Origin of the sequence: Chryseobacterium sp. T20 (assembly GCF_047345655.1) — a bacterium.
Lineage (GTDB): Bacteria > Bacteroidota > Bacteroidia > Flavobacteriales > Weeksellaceae > Chryseobacterium.
In genome coordinates, this window is sequence record NZ_JBLFDU010000001.1 from 1,056,521 (window position 1) to 1,074,712 (window position 18,192).

At 36.8% G+C, this 18,192-nt stretch carries 18 protein-coding genes; 8 read left to right on the forward strand and 10 right to left on the reverse strand.

The window, feature by feature from the left end; genetic code table 11:
• Positions 1 to 71: 71 nt before the first annotated feature.
• Entirely contained in the window at positions 72 to 914 is an 843-nt protein-coding gene (locus ACMA47_RS04660) for a prephenate dehydrogenase (RefSeq protein WP_413928867.1), read from the forward strand.
• A 108-nt stretch (positions 915 to 1,022) separates the two neighbouring features.
• Here the strand turns inward: ACMA47_RS04660 and ACMA47_RS04665 are convergent, their stop codons facing one another.
• A complete protein-coding gene (locus ACMA47_RS04665; RefSeq protein WP_413928868.1) occupies positions 1,023 to 2,441 on the reverse strand; it encodes an L-serine ammonia-lyase in 1,419 nt (472 codons plus the stop codon).
• 169 nt (positions 2,442 to 2,610) lie between these two features.
• Between ACMA47_RS04665 and ACMA47_RS04670 the strand changes: the two genes are divergently transcribed.
• Positions 2,611 to 3,189 (forward strand): Crp/Fnr family transcriptional regulator, encoded by a 579-nt coding sequence (locus ACMA47_RS04670; protein WP_413928869.1) that lies wholly within the window; start codon positions 2,611 to 2,613, stop codon positions 3,187 to 3,189.
• A 60-nt stretch (positions 3,190 to 3,249) separates the two neighbouring features.
• The gene (locus ACMA47_RS04675; RefSeq protein ID WP_413928870.1) at positions 3,250 to 3,873 is read left to right on the forward strand and encodes an FMN-dependent NADH-azoreductase; all 624 of its coding nucleotides are present in this window, start codon (positions 3,250 to 3,252) and stop codon (positions 3,871 to 3,873) included.
• 61 nt (positions 3,874 to 3,934) lie between these two features.
• On the opposite strand, the gene ACMA47_RS04680 is transcribed toward ACMA47_RS04675, so the two are convergent.
• The 6 genes from ACMA47_RS04680 to ACMA47_RS04705 all read right to left on the reverse strand — a co-directional run bounded on the left by ACMA47_RS04680 (position 3,935) and on the right by ACMA47_RS04705 (position 9,291).
• Complete coding sequence (locus tag ACMA47_RS04680; RefSeq protein WP_413928871.1) at positions 3,935 to 5,278, reverse strand: ammonium transporter; 1,344 nt, start codon at positions 5,276 to 5,278, stop codon at positions 3,935 to 3,937.
• Positions 5,279 to 5,380: 102 nt separating this feature from the next.
• Positions 5,381 to 6,028 (reverse strand): alpha/beta hydrolase, encoded by a 648-nt coding sequence (locus tag ACMA47_RS04685; protein ID WP_413928872.1) that lies wholly within the window; start codon positions 6,026 to 6,028, stop codon positions 5,381 to 5,383.
• 118 nt (positions 6,029 to 6,146) lie between these two features.
• Positions 6,147 to 6,773, reverse strand: coding sequence for a YceI family protein (locus ACMA47_RS04690; RefSeq protein ID WP_413928873.1), 627 nt, complete (start codon positions 6,771 to 6,773; stop codon positions 6,147 to 6,149).
• 78 nt (positions 6,774 to 6,851) lie between these two features.
• Entirely contained in the window at positions 6,852 to 7,418 is a 567-nt protein-coding gene (locus ACMA47_RS04695) for a YceI family protein (protein WP_047377096.1), read from the reverse strand.
• Positions 7,419 to 7,561: 143 nt separating this feature from the next.
• Complete coding sequence (locus ACMA47_RS04700; RefSeq protein ID WP_413928874.1) at positions 7,562 to 8,611, reverse strand: glucokinase; 1,050 nt, start codon at positions 8,609 to 8,611, stop codon at positions 7,562 to 7,564.
• A gap of 116 nt (positions 8,612 to 8,727) precedes the next feature.
• Positions 8,728 to 9,291 (reverse strand): hypothetical protein, encoded by a 564-nt coding sequence (locus ACMA47_RS04705; RefSeq protein WP_413928875.1) that lies wholly within the window; start codon positions 9,289 to 9,291, stop codon positions 8,728 to 8,730.
• A gap of 186 nt (positions 9,292 to 9,477) precedes the next feature.
• Between ACMA47_RS04705 and ACMA47_RS04710 the strand changes: the two genes are divergently transcribed.
• The 3 genes from ACMA47_RS04710 (at position 9,478) to ACMA47_RS04720 (ending at position 12,371) form a co-directional block, all read left to right on the forward strand.
• Complete coding sequence (locus ACMA47_RS04710) at positions 9,478 to 9,612, forward strand: hypothetical protein (RefSeq protein WP_413928876.1); 135 nt, start codon at positions 9,478 to 9,480, stop codon at positions 9,610 to 9,612.
• A gap of 54 nt (positions 9,613 to 9,666) precedes the next feature.
• Positions 9,667 to 11,049 carry a DUF1800 domain-containing protein gene (locus ACMA47_RS04715; RefSeq protein WP_413928877.1) on the forward strand — a complete coding sequence of 461 codons (1,383 nt, stop codon included), beginning with the start codon at positions 9,667 to 9,669 and terminating at the stop codon, positions 11,047 to 11,049.
• A 137-nt stretch (positions 11,050 to 11,186) separates the two neighbouring features.
• A complete protein-coding gene (locus ACMA47_RS04720) occupies positions 11,187 to 12,371 on the forward strand; it encodes a DUF1501 domain-containing protein (RefSeq protein ID WP_413928878.1) in 1,185 nt (394 codons plus the stop codon).
• 288 nt (positions 12,372 to 12,659) lie between these two features.
• Here ACMA47_RS04720 and ACMA47_RS04725 read toward each other — a convergent pair whose 3' ends face one another.
• From ACMA47_RS04725 to ACMA47_RS04735, 3 genes are all read right to left on the reverse strand, one after another.
• Positions 12,660 to 12,797 carry a hypothetical protein gene (locus tag ACMA47_RS04725; RefSeq protein ID WP_167348772.1) on the reverse strand — a complete coding sequence of 46 codons (138 nt, stop codon included), beginning with the start codon at positions 12,795 to 12,797 and terminating at the stop codon, positions 12,660 to 12,662.
• Positions 12,798 to 12,903: 106 nt separating this feature from the next.
• Positions 12,904 to 13,923, reverse strand: coding sequence for a helix-turn-helix transcriptional regulator (locus ACMA47_RS04730; protein WP_413928879.1), 1,020 nt, complete (start codon positions 13,921 to 13,923; stop codon positions 12,904 to 12,906).
• A gap of 70 nt (positions 13,924 to 13,993) precedes the next feature.
• Positions 13,994 to 14,329 (reverse strand): HopJ type III effector protein, encoded by a 336-nt coding sequence (locus tag ACMA47_RS04735; RefSeq protein ID WP_034692264.1) that lies wholly within the window; start codon positions 14,327 to 14,329, stop codon positions 13,994 to 13,996.
• 739 nt (positions 14,330 to 15,068) lie between these two features.
• On the opposite strand from ACMA47_RS04735, the gene ACMA47_RS04740 reads away from it, so the two are divergent.
• Together ACMA47_RS04740 and ACMA47_RS04745 are read left to right on the forward strand one after the other, a co-directional pair.
• Complete coding sequence (locus ACMA47_RS04740; RefSeq protein ID WP_413928979.1) at positions 15,069 to 15,869, forward strand: RtcB family protein; 801 nt, start codon at positions 15,069 to 15,071, stop codon at positions 15,867 to 15,869.
• 328 nt (positions 15,870 to 16,197) lie between these two features.
• A complete protein-coding gene (locus tag ACMA47_RS04745; RefSeq protein WP_413928880.1) occupies positions 16,198 to 17,952 on the forward strand; it encodes a hypothetical protein in 1,755 nt (584 codons plus the stop codon).
• The last annotated feature ends 240 nt before the right edge of the window (positions 17,953 to 18,192 follow it).

Sequence of the window (18,192 nt, forward strand, 5' to 3'; positions counted from 1 at the left end):
GGATTCTTATGAATATAATTTAAAACCTCGTCCTAGGGACGAGGTTTTTTTATTTTAAAAAATAGAGAAAGATGAAAATAAGTATTATTGGAGTAGGATTAATCGGTGGTTCGATGGCCTTGAGATTAAGGGAGAAAAACATCGCCAGCTTCATCTACGGAATCGATAACAATACACAGCATATAAGCGACGCATTAGATCTTAAGATCATTGATGCCGGAGTAGATCTTGAGCATGGAATTAAAAATTCAGATCTGATTATCCTTGCCATTCCTGTAGATGCTGCCAGAAAGCTATTGCCTTCTGTTCTTGACTTGGTAACTGATCAGCAGACGGTAATGGATGCAGGTTCTACAAAAGCAGGCATCGTAAATGCTGTAAAAGACCATCCGAAGCGTTCAAGATTTGTGGCTTTTCACCCGATGTGGGGAACAGAAAATAACGGTCCAAAATCTGCTATTGCAGAAAGTTTTTCCGGAAAAGCAGGTGTAATCTGCAACAAAGAAGAATCCGCAGAAGATGCACTGAATATTGTTGAACAAGTGGTTAATGCCCTTGATATGCACATGATTTACATGGATGCACAAGATCACGATGTTCATACCGCTTATATTTCCCATATTTCCCACATAACATCATATGCGCTTGCCAATACGGTATTGGAAAAAGAACGTGAGGAAGAAACTATTTTTCAGCTTGCGAGTTCCGGTTTTTCAAGTACGGTACGTCTTGCCAAATCGCATCCTGAAATGTGGGTTCCCATCTTTAAACAAAACAAAGAAAATGTGCTGGATGTGCTGAACGAACATATCTCCCAGCTTAGAAAGTTCAAATCTGCCCTTGAAAAGGAGAATTATGAATACCTTGAAGAACTGATTACCAATGCCAACAGAATCAGAGGAATTTTAAGGTAAGCAATTCCATACGATACTAAAAGCCCAATGGTTTTTACTTTTATTTTATTAAGAAACCCTTAGTCAGTAATGTCTAAGGGTTTTATTTTTAAAACGATGTTATTTCTATTAACATTCCGGAACGTTAACGGCAATTGCCAGTCCACCTTCCGAAGTTTCTTTAAAACGGTCACTCATAGACTGAGCCGTTTCCCACATGGTAAGAATCACCTCATCTAATGTTACCTTCGCCTTGGTAGGATCACTTTCCAGTGCAATATTGGCTGCAGTAATCGCTTTCATAGCACCCATTGTATTTCTTTCTATACATGGAATCTGTACCAATCCTTTAATGGGGTCACATGTTAATCCTAAATGATGCTCCATCGCAATTTCTGCCGCCATCAGTACCTGCCCTACGCTTCCGCCCAGAATTTCTGTAAGTCCGGCAGCTGCCATTGCAGAAGAGACTCCGATTTCCGCCTGACACCCTCCCATCGCCGCAGAAATAGTCGCATTTTTCTTGAATAAGGTCCCGATTTCTCCTGCTACAAGCAAGAATCTTATAATATCTTCCTCATTCGTAAATGGTGTAAATGCCTGAGAATACATCAATACTGCCGGAATAACCCCACTCGCTCCATTGGTAGGCGCGGTAATAATTCTTCCGAAACTGGCATTCTCTTCATTCACTGCCAGTGCGAAGCACGCAATCCATTTATTGATATTGGTGAAGTTCTCTTCAGCGTCTACCACCTGCTGGAACCATTCATCTTTATTTTTATAAATTTTGTCTCCTAACAGTTTTCTGTTAATTCCTGCTGCTCTTCGGGTAACATTCAATCCGCCCGGAAGAATTCCTTCTTTGTTTACTCCTTTATAAATGCATTCTTTGATCTGCTGCCAGATATAAAGTGCTTCCTGTCTTGTTTCGTCCTGAGTTCTCCAGCTTTCTTCATTCATGAAAATCAGATCTGATATTTTATCAAATCCTAGCTTTTCACAATATTTTGCAATATCTGAAGCTTTATGACAAGGGTACAAAGTACGTACACATTGCTTTTGAATAGAGTTTTTTTCCTGGCTGGCAATGAAACCGCCTCCTACAGAATAAAAATCCTGCACAAGCTCTGTTCCGTCTTCGAAAACAGCTCTGAAGATCATTCCGTTCGGATGGAAATCAAGGCTCTTTTTCATATTTAAAATCAAATGATGTCCGTAAACAAATGGAATGATTTTCTCTCCACCCAGATTAATGGTTTGAGTACTTTTGATGTATTCTATTTTCTCATCAATTTTTGAAGTATTGATCGTCTTAAAATCTTCTCCGTTCAACCCAAGCATTCCGGCAATATCAGTTCCGTGCCCAATCCCCGTTTTGGCGAGTGAACCAAAGAATTCAAGAAAAACCTCTTTAACTTCTTCTATTGATCTTTCTCTTTTTATAATCCTGATAAATGCAGCTGCTGCATTCCAAGGTCCCATCGTATGCGAACTGGACGGGCCTATTCCTACTTTAATAATCTCAAAAACCGATATTGATTCCATAAATGATTCGTCATTTTCCTCAAAAACAAAGATACATGATAAATCCTAATATATGCATAGCAAAATCTTAGATTTATTTGGTTTTGACAGTCCGTAAAACAAGTATTTTTGTAGATTAGCTGGTTGTATGAATTTCCCATTATATTGTTCTTTTTAATCATTTTTTTCAATGGAAACATTAATTAAAAGTATTTTACAACATGTCCAATTAAGTCCGGAAGAAATAACCGTCTGTAAAAGTTTCTGGACAGAAAAAACATTGGAAAAAGGCGATTTCCTATTGAGAAACGGGGAAATCTGCCGCCATGACAGTTATATAATTTCAGGAGTTTTAAAAGCTTTCTGCATCAATGAAGACAACGGAAATGAAGAAATTCTCTTTTTAGCTATTGATCACTGGTGGGCCACAGACATTGCCAGTTTTTCAAAACAAAAACCTTCTATTTACAATATTCAGGCGGTAGAAAAAACAAAACTCCTACAGATCACCCATCAGTCTTTTCAAAAAATGTTGAAGGAAATTCCCTCCTTAGAAAGATACTTCAGAATTATTCTGGAAAGTTATCTTGGAACCCTTGAAAAAAGAGTCGTGTTCAATCATATGCACAAAGCGGAACAGAAGTATTATGATTTTCTGGAAACCTATCCTGATATTTCCTCCAGAGTTCCTCAGTATCTGATTGCTTCCTATCTCGGTGTAACCCCGGAATTCATCAGCAGAATTCGGAAAAAAAATAAATCCTCTTGAACTAGATCAATTTTTCACAACTCAATAATCAGGAATTTTGCTGGTATAAATTCTTAACAAATGAAAATATTGATTATTAATGCCAGTGTAAGAAACGAAAGATCTTACAGTAGAAAACTGACCCAGCTTTTCGTTGAAAACTGGAAAACAAAATATCCACTTGACACTTTTACCTGCAGAGAAACAGGAACTGATACTATTCCCAATATTGATGAATCCTGGATTGCAGGCGCATTCAAAAGATCTTCAGACAAAACTGAAGAAAACCAAAAACCTTTACAACTGAGTAATGAACTCGTCAAAGAGCTCAAAGAACATGATGTATATGTCATCGGAACTCCCATGTACAACTGGTCTATTCCGTCCGGATTAAAAGCTTATATTGATCAGGTCATGCGAATCAATGAAACCTGGAAATTCCGATCCGGAGTTCCGGATGGTGATTATGTAGGACTTCTTGAAAACAAAAAGCTTTTTATCCTCTCAACCCGTGGTGATACCGGATACGGAGAACATGAAAAGAACGGACACATCAATTTCCAAACAACTTACCTGAAACATATTTTCGGAATTATGGGTGTAAATAATGTCACCATTCATTCCTTAGATAATGAAGAATTCGGAGGTGAAGTCTTTGAAAATTCTAAAAATAAAATCTTCGAAGCCATTGAATCTATTCAATAAAGTATTTCTGATTTTAATTAATATCATTCAGGACATTAGGTACAACTTAATGTCCTTTTTGTTAACTGAAACTTTCCTCATGTTGAGAAAGATCAAGCCCTTTATTTTCGGACTCTTCAGAAACCCTTAGCGTAATGATAGCATTTGTAATCTTGTATAACAGCAATGAACCGAAGAACGTAAAAACAGAAACCAAAATCAATGCTGCCATATGATGAAGAAATACTTCTATCCCACCATGAAGCAGACTGGCTTTTTCGCCATGAGCAAAGATAGCGGTAAGAATCATTCCCATAATTCCCCCTACTCCATGGCAGGCAAAAACATCCAGCGTATCATCTATTTTCTTTAACCCTTTCCAGTTGACCATTATATTAGAAACAATTGCAGTGATAAATCCAATAAAAAGGCTTTCCTGAATACTTACAAAACCACATCCCGGAGTAATGGCCACCAAACCTACAACAGCTCCTATGCACGCTCCCAAAGCCGAAACGCTTCTCCCATTGATTCTGTCAAAAAAGATCCAGGTCATCATCGCTGAAGCAGAAGCAATAGTGGTTGTTCCGAAAGCAGTGGCTGCAGAAGCAGAAGCACTCAAAGCAGATCCTGCATTAAACCCAAACCATCCGAACCACAGCATTCCTGTTCCCAGAAGTACATACGGAATATTGGACGGCTCATGATGTGGATTTTTTCTGTTTCCTACCACCATAGCACCAGCAAGGGCTGCAAACCCTGCACTCATATGCACCACGGTTCCGCCTGCGAAATCCTTAACTCCAAAGTATTTATTCAAAAGGCCTTCCGGATGCCATACCATATGACAAAGAGGCGTATAAATAAAGATACTGAAAAGAACAATGAATAGTAAATAAGAAATAAAACGAACTCTTTCTGCAAATGATCCGGTAATAATAGCCGGAGTAATAACAGCAAATTTCATCTGAAATAAGGCAAACAGGATAAAGGGAATAGTAGGTGCCATCAGTTTATGCGGCAGATTTCCGACTCCGTTAAAGAAGGGATAACTTAAAGGGTTTCCAATAATTCCGTAATGTTTTCCGGCAATGGTAATACCCAGAGATTCCCCGAAAGACAAAGAAAAACCAACCACTACCCAGACCATAGAGATGACTCCTAAAGCGATAAAACTTTGCAGCATGGTAGAAATGACATTTTTCTTTCCGACCATTCCTCCATAAAAAAAGGAGAGTCCTGGTGTCATGAGCAGTACAAGTCCTGCAGCTGCGAGAATCCAGGCTACATCAGCGCCCACAATTTTATCTTCACTTAAAAACTCTCCCGTATCAGGAATATCTGCAGCTGGATTCCAGAATAAACCTCCCACGGCTACGAGTGTGATCACCGAGAATGAAACAATCCATTTTAAGCCTACTTTCATAAAATTTATATTTAACCCTACCAAATTTAAACATAAATTTCATAAAAACTACACTTTTAAACATTACACCCCTATAAAAACACTATTACATAAATAATATTTTTAATTTTCACAAAACACTTCCTTCAGTATTTTCGAAACTTCTTTGGATTTTGTAGCGGGAAAAAGATGCGTTCCTCCTTTTACCACGTAATTCGGATTGGAATAGCGGATAGGAAAAACAATGTCTTTATCACCTAATATCTGAATAACATTCGGGTTTTCATCAAACTTCCATTCAGAAACTTTTTCTACTGACCATTTCAGATAATAAGGGTCTCTTACTTTAAAATATTGAAGAAGTTTAGGATTTTTAGGATCAAAAAGTTTTCGGATAACAGCATACACGTTGGCTGCTTTATCGTTGAACAATCCTACAGGAAGAATTCTTGGAATCTTGGTAACCTCACCGGTTTTTATAAATTTAGATTTTTCCTTATCAGATTTTATACTTCCAAGGATCACTACTTTTTCTGCAGGTTTCAATTGATTAATCTCCTGTACAATAATTCCTCCGAAAGAATACCCTAGCAGACAGAATGGTTCTGAATCATCTACTTTCTCTGCCATTCTTTTGACATAAGCATCGAAAGGCTCATTTTTTTCAGGAATAAGCCAGTCTATAAAAATCAATTCACAGTGTTTGGGAAACTCTATTCTTTCAAGGACCTTGAAGTCTGCTCCCAGACCGCTTACGATATAAATTTTCATACCACTAATTTATGAAAAATACGGAAACAAGGGAATGACCGCACGTAATCTTTATTCAATGAAACATAAAAAAAGAGCAATCCTTACGAACTGCTCTTCTGCATTGATAAAATATATCTTATTTTTTCTTCTTCGGAACTCTGTTCTCGTTATCCAGCATTTCTGTAGTAACTTTGAACTGGATGTCCATTTCATTCTTGATGAAATAATCTTTCAATGAAGACTGATAGAATACTTTAAAGTCTCTTCTGTTCAGAGAGAACTTGGCAGATTCAATAGATGTTGTAAACTGAGTAACGTATACATTCGCAGGGAAAGAAATTGTTTTTCTCACCCCTTTAAGAGTAAGGTCACCGTACACTGTAGAATTGTATTCACTGTTTGCTAAAGGAATAATTTTAGTCAAATGGAATTTTGCAATAGGGAATTTTTTCACCTCAAAGAAGTTCGAGCTCTTCAGATCGTTGGTCAGCTTGATCTGATCTTCATCAGAAACATCTCCTGCCATCATACTTCTCATATCTATTACAAACTCTCCATCAACAAGAACCGTATGGTCAAAGTTGAATTTTCCGCTTTTCAGCTTTACTGTTCCTGAGTGGGAAGAGGCTTCGGTTTTCACCACCTTATATCCCCACCATCTGATCTCTGATGAAGTCACTTTTGCAACCTTATCAAATTTCTTTTGAGCAGAAACAAATGATATACCTGCGCATACCATAGCAAACAATAGTAATCTTTTCATTCTTTTTTATTTACAATTCAACAAAAATAAAAAAAAGTGTAGAACTTCTACACTTTTAATAATCTTTTTTTGATTAATTTATTGAGCAGTTACCTTTACAAGCATATCAATATCATCTTTCACAAAAACATCCTGCATCGTAGACTTGTAAGCTACATCAAATTTTTGTCTGTCGAAAGAGAATTTGTTTGATACTAAGCTTACTACTCCTTTGCTGTAAGAAATCTTAGCAGGGAAAGAGATTGGGCTTGTTTTTCCTTTTACAGTAAGGTTTCCGGTTACAAGAGAGTTATAAACTTTATCGTTGTTTTTCTTTACTCCTGTAATTTTGAAGCTTGCAGTAGGGAATTTTTCAACTTCAAAGAAGTCACCATTCTTAAGGTGCCCGTTTAATTTCTGCTGATATTCTCCTGTAAGGTCAGTAGAGCTGATTGAAGTCATATCCAATACGAAGCTTCCACCTACCAATTGGTTTCCTTTCATTACCATATCTCCAGACTTCACTTTTACAGTACCGTCGTGAGAGCTAGCCTCAGATTTTGCTACTTTATATCCCCACCAGTGTACATCAGACGCTACTACTTTTTTTGACTGTCCGAAAGCTAAACCACCAGCTAAAACTGCTAATAAAAATATTTTTTTCATTGAATAGAGTTATTTACTTATTTAATGATGCAAATGTAAGTATCTTATTCAATAGATTTCATTGATGTATATCAATAAAATTTATTATTTTCATGAATAATATCATTCCATAAAAAAACTCCGGAGAAACCCGGAGTTTTATTTTATAGCTGATAGTAAGCGGTGTAAAGCGCTATACCATTTAATGCTGTGTGATTTTGCTTGACCAGATAGATAGGAGTATTTTTAAGCATCTCCTCCATTTTATCACTGATCTTGAATTTCTCATAGAATTTCGCCTTATCGATATATTCTGCAATCATCTGTGGAATATCTCCGGCAATCAGCAATCCTCCGGTAGCTTTTAATTTTAATGTTAAGTTATTTGCCTCTCTTGCCAGGAACTCAAGGAAAGTATCTAAAGCAATTCTGCAGATCAAAACATTTTCCTCGATAGCTGCTTTATAAAGTTCTTCTACGAAGTTTCCCTGCGCAAGACGTTCTCCTAACCATTCCGGTTCAGGGTGTCTTTTCACGTCTCTTAAGAATCTGTAGATATTGAATAAACCTGATTTTGAAAGTACATTTTCCCAGCTTACAATACCATAGATATTATTTAAGAACTGGTAAAATTCAACTTCTACGTTGGTTCTTGGTGAAAACTCTGAGTGCCCTCCTTCTGTTGCGAAAGGTCTCAGGTATTTTCCGTCAAAGAAATAGCCGGCTTCTCCTAATCCGTTTCCGGGAGCAAGAACCGCTACGTTTCCTTTTTCAAGATGTCCGCTTGTATAAATAGCTTCAAGATGGTTATCTTCAAGAAGAGCCATTCCGTAGGCAGAAGCTTCCAGGTCATTCAGCATTTCTACTTTTTCAAACCCGAAATCACGTGCATATTCAGCAATATCCAAATGCCATCCCAATCTTGCAGGGCTGCTTTTCCCGTCCAATACAGGACCTGGTACTGCCATCCCCAGACGTTTTACATTTTCAAGCTGATTATCCTGAATAAACTTCTTTAAGATATCTGAAAAGGAAGCATATTCTTTGGTTGCGAATGTATTTTGTACTTTTATCTCAAGACCTCCGTTCCCGGAAATAAAATAGCCTAAGATTGTTATATCTTCACGGAGACTTGCTCCAATGATAGAAACATTATCATTATTACTGTTCTCTACTCCTGGTAAATAAAGTGGAAATTTTGGATTCAGAATCATAACCTCAAATTTTACCAAATATAATAATTGTTTTTGTAAATCCTGCACGGAACAAAAAAACCTTTCCACTTTCGTGAAAAGGTTTTGGTTAATAATTGTTTATATATTAAATCTAACTACTTTCCTAATGGAATATTGTAACCGAATCCTACTCCGATATTCCCCACATTATAGTCCTGACCTGGCAAATCTCCCTTCGTTCCTACAAAAACCTTTTGGTATTGTACGAAGAAATTCCAGTCTCTGTTGTGGTATCCGATCTCCGGTTTAAGGTAGAAACCTCCACTTGCTCTTTCAACACCCGTATTTGAAGCCACTGTTTTATCTCCAACAAGGAATCCGTATCCTAAGTCAGTTCCGAAATAGAAACCGGTTTGTTTTGGATAAATTCTGATTAAAGCAGCTACAGGAACTACTCCTACGTCATTGTTTTTATATCCGTTGTTCTCTTTTCCAAAGTAGTGAGTATATCCTGATGCAATACCTAATCCAAACCCTGGGGTAATAAGATTCTGGTACGCTACATCCACTCCTACTGCAGCGGAAAGATTATCTGCGGGAACTGCTAAACCAACATTTGCACCTACCTTGATCATATTGTTCATTTGAGCACTTTGGGCGCTTGCGATACCTGCTGTTAAAATACCAGCCAGTACTATTGCTTGTTTAAACATTTTCATAACTCTAATTTTTAAATTTTACTAAACAAGAGGATGTAAAAATCATGCCAAGCAAGGGTTTTTCTTGTATTTTAACATTCAAAAAATTCATAAAACAATGAATATCAATATATTAATTTTAACAAAATTTAAATAATTGTTTAACAAAATTTATCAAAAAATGATAGCTAAAAAGTGAATTAAAGGATGGAAGAAAGGAAGCTGGATGTTGGAAGAAATATAACTCCATACAATCAACCCTATTTCTACGATCCAAAACTTCCAACCCCAAACTTCCTGCCTCCTGCTTCCAGCCCTCTCAACAATATTAACAATCCTTAACCCGTTTATCATTTTAACCTTTTTCTTCAAAATACATCAAAAAATAAATTCTCCATGATGGCTGATTCATTATTAAAAAACAAGCATCTTCTTTGGCGAGCAGGTTTTGGCGTTGGCATTAATCAAATTGATGATTTGAAAAATAAAAACATTAAAACGTTGATGAATGAATTATTTAAAGAAGAAAGCTTAAGCGAAATCACTTATGACACTCCTGATCCGGTTTCAGCAGCAGATTACATGAACAGTACCGCTCCTGCAGAAAAGAAAAAAGAAATGCAGCGGATCAACAGGGAACAAAATAACGAACTGAACCTGAATTTTCTGAACTCCATCGTCAACAGCAAGGAACAGATGAGAGAAAAGATGGCCTTTTTCTGGCATGGGCATTTTGCATCAAGAGTACAAAATCCAAGGTTCAACAAACAACTTTTGAATACGATCAGGAAAAACGCACTGGGCAATTTCAAAGATCTGCTTTTTGAAGTAAGCCAGTCGCCAGCCATGCTTAACTTTTTGAATAATCAGCAGAACAAAAAAGATCATCCCAATGAAAATTTTGCCCGTGAAGTAATGGAATTGTTTACCATTGGAAGAGGCAACTACACTGAAAAGGATATAAGAGAAGGAGCAAGAGCCTTTACAGGATGGAGTTATGATAAGGAAGGTAATTTTAAAGAAAGGAAAAATCTTCATGATGAAGGCAGTAAAACCTTTTTAGGAAAAACCGGCAACTTTGACGGGAGTGATGTTCTCAATATTATTCTGGAACAAAAAGCTACAGCACAATTTATTACGACAAAGATTTACAAATTCTTCGTCAATGAAAAACCGGATCAGGAGATTGTTAATCAACTCAGCGCCAATTTCTACCATTCAGGATATGATATCAAAAAGCTGATGACTGAGATATTTTCAAGCACATGGTTTTATGATCAGAAGAATATCGGAAACCGTATAAAATCACCTGTAGAACTGATGGCAGGAATTATGCGAATCCTTCCTATGCATATTCAGAACCCTGAAAACCTCATCGTGTATCAGAAATTATTGGGCCAAATGCTCCTTTATCCACCCAATGTAGCGGGATGGCCTAATGGAAAATCATGGATTGACAGCTCTACTTTAATGCTGAGACTTCAGGTTCCACAGATCTGGTCCGGACTTCGCCCTTTGGAATACAGCCCAAGGCAGGATGATGATATTGATATGGGCATGAAATCCCGTGAAACGGCTTTAAACAAAAGCTTTAAAAACCCAAATATCACCATCGACTGGGATCGTATTGAAAAGCTTTTCGCCCATAAAAATTGTGAAGATTATCTTCTGCAGAATACTCAAAGTCTCGATATGAATTCTGTAAAGAATTTTTCAGATAAGAGTATAAAAATGAATGTCATCAATCTGATGTCTACCCCGGAATACCAGTTAATGTAGAGAAGATTACAGGTTGCAGGTAGCAGGTAATAGCTGTCACAGTATAGCTTAACTGCCATCTATTATTTTAATAGATACGACCTGGCACTATAACCCGCAACCTATCATCTGCCACCTTAACCCCTAAAAAGAAAATTATGTTAATCAAAAGAAGAGAATTCCTCAAAATAAGCTCACTGGCTACCGCTTCGATGCTGATGCCTAATTTCCTTAAAGCCATGACTCTGGATGAAGCACTGAATCCTAACCAGAACATTCTGGTAGTTCTTCAGTTTACAGGTGGAAATGATGGTTTGAATACCATTATTCCTGCTAAAAATGATATTTATTTCAGGGAAAGGAAAACATTGGCTATTCAGGATTCTATACCGCTTACAGATGAGGCTGGAATTAATCCGTCACTCTCCTATTTTAAAGAACTCTTTGATAACGGCGAACTGTCTGTGATGAATAACGTGGGCTATCCCAATCCGGACAAATCCCATTTCCGAAGTATGGATATCTGGCAGTCAGCAAGCAGAAGCGACCAGTTTCTGGAAACAGGCTGGCTGGGACGTTTTCTGGATGAAGAATGCTATCGTTGTGAGCATCCTACCCAGGCATTGGAAGTAGATGATATGCTAAGTCTTGCCTTAAAAGGTGAAAATAATAAAGCTTTTGCCTTTAAAGATCCTAAAAGACTCTATCAGACCAGTCAGGAAAAGTATTTTAAATCTCTTTACGACCATCATCATGACGATGAAACAGTGTCTTATCTTTACCAGACCTTAGGTTCTACCATCAATAATGCCGATTATATTTTTGAAAAAAGCAAAGCTAAAAAGACAGAACAAATCTATCCCAATTCTCAATTAGGAAAAGATTTTAAGACGGTAGCTTCTTTGATAAAGTCTGACATCAACACTCAGGTATATTACCTTTCTGTGGGAAGTTTTGATACTCATGTCAACCAGAATGAGAGACAGAAAAAGTTATTTAATGATATTAATGAAGCGGTAAAGTCATTTGTAGCAGATATGAAAAGTAATGGACTTTTCAAAAATATACTGTTGATGACCTTTTCGGAGTTTGGTCGTCGCGTAGCACAGAATGCCAGTAACGGAACAGATCACGGGACAGCCAACCAGATGTTTTTTATCGGCGGAAATCTTAAGAAAAAAGGATTATTGAACGCCCTTCCCGATCTTCAGAATCTGAATGAAGGCGATCTTATCTACAAAGAAGATTTCAGAAAAGTATATGCCACAATTTTAAAAAACTGGCTTAAAGCGGATTCTTCCAAAGTATTGGGATGGAAAGATGGGATCTATGATTTTGTGTAGGGAAACCGAGATTCCTACGGAATGACACAATTGGAATGATGGCATATCCACACAGTTTGTTATTCCGTAGAAGTCCAGCCTTAGTTATCATGAAAAAATACAATCTGACCAAAATTCCAACTGAAGACGTGAAAATTCCCCTCCCTCGGAGGGGTGGCGAAAATTCAAAGAATTTTTGACGGGGTGGTTTTCAACGTTCATCAAAAAAAATCCATTAACAAAAAAAGAGACCGTACATCCTCATGACAGTCTCTTTTCAATAATTTTAAATTTTAACTACTTATACGTTTATGCAGTAATCTGCTTTTTTTCGTTCTCTTTCTCTTCTTGTTTTTTATCTATCTTCTCAGATATTTTTTTAACGATATACTCTATCGCCAGCGGTGCTATAATTGCAATTAATGCTTTAAATATTCTTGATTTCATAATTAATTCGGTATTGTTAAGTTAATAATACAATTTCCAAGCCAAGATAAAATATGAAAATAAATTATCTTCAACAAAACCTTGTGAATGGTACATTTAAAATAAATTAATTTTCCTCGGGAACAATCAGATTCTGGTAATTTTTACTACCTGCACTGAACTTTTCTTCCATTTTCAACCGTAGTTTTTTGGGCTTATGTACAATCAGAGAGTCTCCGAACCCAAGCAAAAGTCTTTCCAGCTCAAAATTGATCTGAACACATATTTTAAACAGCGTTCCGTCACGGTCTTCCTTTAAGATTTCCTGACTTTTATGCAACGGTTTTGTTTTTACATAAGGAGCATTCCCCGAATCTACCCAAAAGATGACATTCCTGGGGTCCATTGACTCTGCAACAGTTACTCCTACAATATCTTTAAAATATTCATCTCCATCCAGATCCTTGTCAATATAGGGAAGATTGTCATCTGTTTCAATGCTTTCCATTCTGTCCAATGCCAGATTGTACATTTTTTGTTTGTAAAGACAGATCAGAAACCAACGGTTATTGAACTCCTTCAACAGCTGCGGATGTACCGTAAAAATATTGGATTCTCTTGCTGTAAAGCTTTTGTAAAGAATCTTCAACACTTTTTTATTCGCGATACTTTCGTACAGGATATCAATATGTTCCAACCCTTTTAGCTGTTCATTTTTATCCAGATGAATAATGGATTTCTGGCTGGTTGCATGAATAGAGTCTTCCAGTTTCTGAATAACCCCATTCATCTCCTTGAACATGGAAAAGTCTTTGAACTGTTTTAAAATCTGAACCGCATTATTCATCGCCTTCAGGTCACTTTCATTCACAGAGATATTATGAATACTGTATTCCGGATCACTGTAACGATAGTATTTTCTTTCGTAAACTTCAATAGGTGCTTCATATCCGAATTTTTCACTCCGCATATTCTGAAGATCAAGCTGAACAGTCCTCTTACTTACATAAGATTCTTTTCCCTCAAATTCAAACAATGCTTCTGAACATTCATCAATAAGATCCTCCAGCGTATACTTTCTGTATTTGTTTTTAAGACATTTATCTAATGTTTTATACCGGATCAGAGCATTTTTATTGGATGACATACCTTAGTGTTTAATGATTGGTGTTTTTTTAATAAGCAATCTGCTTTTATTTCTGCTCTTTTCTTGAAAACTATTTCTCTCTCAAAGCATTTTCGTCAAAAGTAATCCCTTCCCAGCCGAATTTCATAAAGTTTCGGATATTTTGATGGTCAGTTCCTTCAGGATTTTTCAAAACATCTTCTCTGTAGAACTCACCAAAAAGCCAAAGGGTTTGTTCTTTCGTCAGATCCTGAATGCTTGCAAAACTGAAAACCTTGCAAGAACCATTGTTCTGCCCTGCCTGATTGGTTGTATCTCCGTTCTGAAAGGCAGTAGGAGTAAATTCATAATGTTCATCAATATGAGCGATCACATCACTAAACTGGATCGTTTCCGGGAAATGTTTTAATTGTTCTAATAATACCATGAGTCTTGTTTTTTTAATTTTATACTATTTTTACGAGTCAGCCAATGTGCTTTTTCGTCTTTTTAATTAATTTTTGTAAAAATAATTAAAATTTCTTTATCTACGCAAAACTATTGCGCAATAATGATATTACTTTGCATCATCAAAATGAAACAAAATGGAATTTAATGGAAATCATTTAATCGAATTAGGATATAGACCAGCAAAATGGTTTAAAGATGCCATTAGCTATATCAACGAGAATCATCTGGATGAGCATCAGATCGCAGAATATCTGGTACAGTTCAAACAACCAGATCTTATTCCGCTTCATGAAACAGCTAAAGATTTTATGATCAACATACGTGCAGAACACGAAAGTGAGAATGATAATGTGGAAAAAGTAATCAAAACTATGAAAGTTCTGATGAAAACTCCCACTCTGATTAGCGGAGCTTTAATGCCGGATGCCTGCCCTACAGGTCCTGAAGGTCAGATTCCGGTGGGAGGTGTGGTTGTGGCAAAAAATGCCATTCACCCGGGATTCCATAGTGCTGATATCTGTTGTTCTGTAATGTTGACGGATTTTGGAAAAACCAATCCTAAAGATGTTTTGGATGCAGCACATTCGATCACTCATTTCGGATATGGAGGAAGACCAAGAGGAGAACAGATGCCGATGTCTCAGGAACTGATGGATGCTTTCAGAGAAAATGAATTCTTACAGGATGAAAAGCTGATCAGCATTGCCCGTTCTCATATGGGAACTCAGGGAGACGGAAACCACTTCCTTTTTGTCGGAATTTCCAAAAATACAGGAAACACTATGATGGTAACCCATCATGGATCAAGAGCTCCTGGAGCCGCTTTATATGATAAAGGAATGAAGGTTGCCAACCGTTTCAGACAGGAAATCTCTCCTGAAACTTTAAGAGAAAATGCATGGATTCCTTATGATACGGATGAAGGTAAATCGTATTGGGAAGCCCTGCAATTGATAAGACAATGGACAAAAGAAAACCATACTTCCCTTCATGATGCCGTGCTGAATAAGCTGGAAATGGAGAAAGAAAACAGATATTGGAACGAGCATAACTTCGTATTCAAAGATGGAGATCTGTTCTATCACGCAAAAGGAGCTACTCCACTGGATGATAAGTTCATGCCTGATATTACAGGACCAAGACTGATTCCGTTGAATATGGCAGAACCGGTATTGATTGTTCAGGGAAAAACGAATGAAAGAAACTTAGGTTTTGCACCTCATGGAGCAGGAAGAAATTTCAGCAGAAGCCAGCATAAAAGATCATTGGCTCATAGAACCACTGAGGAAATCTTCAATGAAGAAACAGCAGGATTAGATATCCGTTTCTACTCCAATGAAGTTGATATTTCTGAACTTCCGAGCGCTTATAAAAGTGCTAAGAACGTAAGAGCACAGATAGAAGAGTATGGACTTTGTGAAGTTCTGGATGAAGTGATGCCTTACGGATGTATTATGGCCGGAGATGTTCAGAAGAATGCACCGTGGAAGAAAAAGAAGAAATTCAGAAAAGCATAATTTTTTATGATTAAAATTGCTTAAACTTATTTAAAAACGTGCTTTCTATTCAAACCTTACGGGTTTTAGAAACCCGTAAGGTTTAATTAAAAAAACAATAGCCCAAATTCACAACAGTAAAAAATATTTTATAGAAAAATTAAAGGCACAGAAAGTTCCTATATTTCCAGATTTACTTTCCGCCTTTTTACAAATTATAAGGCAAAGGGAGTTCCTATATTTTTTGGATAAATTACTCCCCGCTTTTTATAAACTATAGGTAAAAGGAGTTCCTATACCCTTCACTTTTAATGAATCTACTCCTCACTTATTTTTTAAACTTAAAACAATGAAAACACTACAATTATTCAATGCTGTATTGGCCAGAAAATCTGATGAAAAGCCATTTATTTCTAATGATGGTTTCATCATTGAATCAGATGCTTTATGGGCAAAAAATGAAATCATCTCTTTTTATGCAAAGGAAAAACTGAATGGTAATGATTTGAATAAAACCTTTCATAAATCCTGGGAGAAAATAAAGAACACTTCCAGAATTGATTTATTTTTTGAACAGATCACTCATTATATTTCAACGTATGGAAGCGATTTTCAAAGTGAAATCTATATTCCCAATGAAGTTTTGAATGTTCCTGATATGAAGCTTGTTTTTAAAGTTATCAAAGCCTACTCTGTGGAAGAGATGCAGGAAAAATGTCTTGCTCTTTTAAGATCAGGTATTGCTTTAAAAGAAGAAACCATTGATGATTTGCTTTCTATTTTACATACGGAACTGGAATATGATTTTACAGGAAAAGAAAACATCAGAAATAAAGAAGCGGTTATAAAAATTGCTGATCTTTATGATATTTACCCTGAAAATCCTGTTGAGTTTTTCCGTTATGTTATTTATAAAACAACGAATACAACGCTTTTAATCAAGAACGATGATTTGATTGATGTAATCAAGCAGAGTAATTTTAATCCGACCTATTTGTTTGAAAGCTTTGGAATGGAAAAAATGGCGGAAATTTTCAACAGATTCAAACCATTATTTCTGGCTTATAAAAACAGAGCACCAAAAGCGATCAATAAAATATCAAAATTATCAAAGATTCATCATAAGCCACTGATTTCAAACCCATTGAATGACGCCACAAATACTCTATTGGAAAACAGCGATTGGCACTGGCTGGAAAATGCAACACCGTTTGCCTTATTCAAAGCATTGTCAGCATGTTACTCAAGAATGTATGGTCAAGATACCTTTGTCTACAGAGTCCGAAACGGAAAATCATGGACTAAAAAAGGTAAGGAAACTTACGTGAATCAGTTCAATTATGATTTTATTCTGGACTTTTTGAAACTGAAGTATGAAAACCTATCCGGAAAGAAATTCTATTTCCCTGAAAATATAGAATTTGCGTTACCAACTTCTGAAAAGATGTTTGTTGGAAACATTCCTACCGGAACCCGTTTTTATGCGGATAGACTGGCTGTAGGTATTTATTGGGAAGACCAATGGGGTGCTAATGACCTTGACCTTTCAGGATTGAATATCGCTGGAAAAATAGGTTGGAATGCCGCTTATAATCATGGTAACGGACAGTTGATGTACTCCGGAGATATGACTTCTGCTCCCAACGGTGCTGTGGAATATCTTTACGCGAATAAAGGCCTGTGTGAACCAACACTTGTCATGAACAACGTTTTCAGTGGAGATGCCAACTGTGGATATAAAATTGTGATCGGAAAAGGAGATGATATTTCCTACGATTATATGATGAATCCTAATCATCTCTTTGCTGAGGCCAGATGTAATTCTGTTCAGAAGCAAATGATTCTGGGAATGCTGGTGACAAAGAACGAAAAGCAATGTTTCGTACTGTTGAATTTCGGAGCCGGACATGCTCATGTTTCAGGAAATAGCCAGGTTTCCATGATGGCCACAACGGCATTGTATCAGCAATGGTATGAAGCCATGCCTTTCAATGAGCTTATCAAAGAACTTGGAGGTGAGATTACCACAGAAAAAGCGGAAGCTGATTTTGATTTCTCACTGGAAAGCCTGGAGAAAGATAGTTTTATCAGAATTTTTAAATAAATTCCATGACGTCATCTGATGATATCGGGTGGCGTTTTTTGTGAGGATTTGGTTAGGGAAACGTTGAGAACCACCCCGTCAAAAATTCTTTGAGTTTTTGACACCCCTCCGAGGGAGGGGAATTTTCACGTCTTCAGTTGGGAGGTTGGTCAGGATTGTAGTGTTTCTGTGTTTTTTACAGGATTGTGGCTAAATTCCTACGGATCGATACAATTATAATGATGGCCTATCCACACAGTT